Annotated in this window: 3 protein-coding genes; all 3 read left to right on the plus strand. The window is 56.4% G+C overall.

Annotated features, from left to right (window positions below):
* Positions 1-92 precede the first annotated feature (92 nt).
* The 3 genes from C7378_RS17560 to C7378_RS17570 are packed head-to-tail and all read left to right on the plus strand — an operon-like array spanning position 93 to position 3,372.
* The gene (locus tag C7378_RS17560; RefSeq protein WP_207901475.1) at positions 93-1,403 is read left to right on the plus strand and encodes a tyrosine-type recombinase/integrase; all 1,311 of its coding nucleotides are present in this window, start codon (positions 93-95) and stop codon (positions 1,401-1,403) included.
* On the plus strand, positions 1,400-2,368 hold the full coding sequence (locus tag C7378_RS17565) for a tyrosine-type recombinase/integrase (protein ID WP_131999594.1): 969 nt from the start codon (positions 1,400-1,402) through the stop codon (positions 2,366-2,368). The genes C7378_RS17560 and C7378_RS17565 overlap by 4 nt, the downstream gene beginning before the upstream one ends.
* Positions 2,365-3,372 (plus strand): tyrosine-type recombinase/integrase, encoded by a 1,008-nt coding sequence (locus C7378_RS17570; RefSeq protein WP_131999596.1) that lies wholly within the window; start codon positions 2,365-2,367, stop codon positions 3,370-3,372. Before C7378_RS17565 ends, C7378_RS17570 begins: the two co-directional genes overlap by 4 nt.
* Positions 3,373-3,457 lie beyond the last annotated feature (85 nt).

Consider the following 3,457-nt stretch of genomic DNA (forward strand, 5'->3'; position numbering starts at 1 on the left):
TTATGTTCCGCTGGCCATTATGTGGCGGATGCAACGAGAAGCCGCATGGCTGAGGGCGGTGGGCGTTCTGGAGGGCACATAACGGAGGAGTCATGGTGCATGATGATGCTCCCATCGGATTTTTCCGAATGGAGAATGTCATGCTCGAACACTATTTCGTCAAACCCTCAACGCTCGATAGAATTCGCGGTTGCTGGCTCGGTTCGCCCATAGAGAGATACGTGGAGTGGCTGGGAGCACATGGTTACAGTCGTGCCACCGTGGTTGGCCGGGTGCCGCTACTTTTCCACTTTGCCGACTTCACGCAGGAGAATGGCTGTACCGATATAGGTGCGGCCAGAGACCATGTTGAAGCGTTCGTATCCGAGTGGCTGAACCAGCATGGAGCCGGGGCAAAGACATCAGCATCTCTGCGAAAGCACAAGATATATGCCGAGAGCGTGGTTCTTCAGATGCTGCGGCTAGTCAGCGAAGGCAGCGTTAAGCGCAATCGGCACTGCCAGGCATTTCCTATGAAATCTGAAGCTCCCGGGTTCGCCGACTATTTGCGAAAAGAGCGCGGGCTCAATGAAATCACGATCTACACGTACCGCCGCCATCTGAAGGAGTTTGCGGATTATCTCAGTCAAGCTGGCGTTGTTTCGCTCAGCGAGTTGTCTCCAGCGCTTCTTGCATCTTTCATCATCGACCGTGCTCCGAGGATGGCTCCGCGCACCCGTCGCGATCTCTGCGGCCATTTGCGGGTGTTTCTGCGGTTCTGTCACCGTGAGGCGATTATCAAGCGTGATCTCAACGGAGCGGTTGGCATGTCGCAGGTCTATCGCCTGAACGATGTGCCCCGTTCCATTACCTGGGATGAGGTTCGCCGCATGCTGGAGGCGGTGGAGCGAAGAACGATCCGTGGACGGCGCGACTATGCCATTTTGCTTCTTCTTGTGACCTACGGTCTGCGCGCGAATGAAGTAGCAAAGCTTACGCTCGATGATATCGACTGGAAGCGCGAACGGCTTCAGGTTCTCTCGCGCAAGGCTGGGCACTCGACGGCCTATCCTCTAGCCGGAGTCGTAGCGGAAGCTCTCATCGACTATATCAAGCGAGGCCGGCCTGAAACTTCCGACCGTCATCTGTTCTTCCGTGCCATAGCTCCGCAGGCTCCCATCAGTTCCGCTGCCGTCTCATCCAGCGTTGCGCTCTATCTTCAGAAGGCGAGTATCAAGGTGCACAAAGGCGGATCGCACACCCTCCGGCATACCTGTGTGCAACGGCTGATCGACGCTGAATTTTCACTCAAGACCATCGGTGATTACGTGGGTCATAGCTCGTCGCAATCCACTCGCGTCTACACAAAGGTAGCTATGTCTTCTCTACGCGAGGTTGCGATGGGGGATGGGGAGGCGCTATGAAAACCACTATCTTCCAGAGCTTCCTGGCCACGTTCTTCAATCAGTTCGTGCAATACAAGCGCGCTCTTAATCGCAAATACGACACGGACAGCGAAATCTTACGGCTTCTCGACCGCTACATCCATAGTGTCCGCATCACGGAGTGGCAAACAATCGACGGCTCAGTGATCGACGATTTTATAAGGTCTCGCCCCAGAGTGAGTGCTTGCAGCTACAACCAGCTTCTGGGTGTGCTGCGCCGCTTTTTCAACTTCGCCGTCATGCAGGAATGGATACAGTCGAGTCCTGTGACGGCGAGTCCTCGCCGCATCACTGGTACCCGTATCCCGTATCTTTTCGATCTCGCCACTGCGAGGCGCTTGCTCGCGGTGGCACGGTGTCTACCGGAAGGATCACGGACGAGACATCGAGGGCTGGTTTACGAGACCGTGTTCGCTCTGCTCTACGGGCTGGGCTTGCGGGTTGGAGAAGTGGCACGTCTCAAGCTGGCGGATGCAGACCTCATCCAAAACACGCTGTTGATCCGGGATACCAAGTTCGCCAAGACCCGGATCGTACCGTTGGGTCCCAACCTGGCGCAACGTCTCAAACGCTATGTAGAACAGCGCCATGGCATCTCCCCTGATCCTGAACTGCCTATGTTCTCCTACACGAAACGGGGTTCCATGAGCACGACGGGCATAAGTATGACCTTCCATGCTCTCGTGCCAAAGCTGGAACTGAATATCCCACCAGGCGTATCGTTCCCGAGACTCCATGATCTACGGCACTCGTTCGCAGTGGCCACGCTACTTCGCTGGTATCGAGAGGGCATCGATCCCAACTGCAGGCTGATGACTCTCTCCACGTTCCTCGGTCATGTCGACCCCGCTTCGACCGCTGTGTATCTGACGATCACCGAGGATCTGCTGCATGAAGCGGCTCGACGGTTCCAGGCAATAGCTCCGGAAGGAGGCTTGCAATGAAGAATGTGGGTCAAACAATCTTCGCCTTCTTCGAAGACTATCTGAAGGCTCAAAAGGGACTTCGACCAGGGTCGATTCGTAGCTATCGCGATACCTTGAAACTCTTCCTTGCCTACGTCGCAAGCAGTCGCAGTCGTCCAATTACGCGGCTTGCTCTTCCGGACCTGTCGTCACAGCGAGTGCTCGACTTCCTGAACATGATGGAGGTCACACGCGGGAATCAGGTGAGCACGCGGAATCAGCGGCTCGCCGCCTTGCATACCTTCTACCGGTATCTGGCTCTTCAGAATCCCGAGATGCTGGCTGAAGCGCAACGTGTGGAGGCAATCCCCGTCAAGTGCACAGCGCCTCCTCAGACCGACTATCTGGAGCACGAAGAGATCGAGACGCTGTTCAAGAGCCTTCCCCGGCTGGGAACGCTTGCGCTTCGAGATCGAGCTCTCTTCATGCTCCTTTACAACACCGGAGCGCGGGTACAAGAAGTCGCCGAACTGAGGATCGTTGATGTCGATCTTGATGGGCCTTTGCGTGCGCGGTTGCATGGGAAAGGGGATAAGTGGCGCATCTGTCCGCTCTGGCCCGAGACTGCTGCACTGTTGAAGCAGTTAATGCCGGACAAGCACGGAGACCCTTCTGCCACCTTGTTCACGTCCCGTCAGCACAAGCCTCTGACGCGGTTCGGCATCTACAAAATCGTTAAACGGCATACAGCTGGCTTGCGTTCGCGTCCTGCTGACAAAAGGCGTCGCGGCATCTCTCCTCACGTCTTCCGCCACTCCACGGCCGTTGGTCTTTTGGAGCAGGGTGTCGATGTAAATGTCATCAGAGCCTGGCTAGGACATGTCAGCCTCGACACCACGAACCGCTATGCGGAAATCACCCTGAGAGGAAAGATGGCTGCCGTGGCAACCTGCCTCCCTCCCGACACAACTTCGAAGTCGCCTCATCCAAGAACAGGATGGCGCGAAGACGAGCAGTTGCTGAAATGGCTCGGTTCGCTGTGACCGTTATGTGCCCTCCAGAACGCGCGCCACCCTAAGCCATGCGGCTTCCCGCCGCAGCGGCCACATAACGACCAGCGGAACATAA

This window comes from Acidipila rosea, from assembly GCF_004339725.1.
Classification (GTDB): domain Bacteria; phylum Acidobacteriota; class Terriglobia; order Terriglobales; family Acidobacteriaceae; genus Acidipila; species Acidipila rosea.

Excerpts from the sequence above, each read along its gene's own strand:
- C7378_RS17560 (WP_207901475.1), top strand. The coding sequence starts at position 93 with ATGGTGCATGATGATGCTCCCATCGGATTTTTCCGAATGGAGAATGTC.
- C7378_RS17565 (WP_131999594.1), top strand. The coding sequence starts at position 1,400 with ATGAAAACCACTATCTTCCAGAGCTTCCTGGCCACGTTCTTCAATCAG.
- C7378_RS17570 (WP_131999596.1), top strand. The coding sequence starts at position 2,365 with ATGAAGAATGTGGGTCAAACAATCTTCGCCTTCTTCGAAGACTATCTG.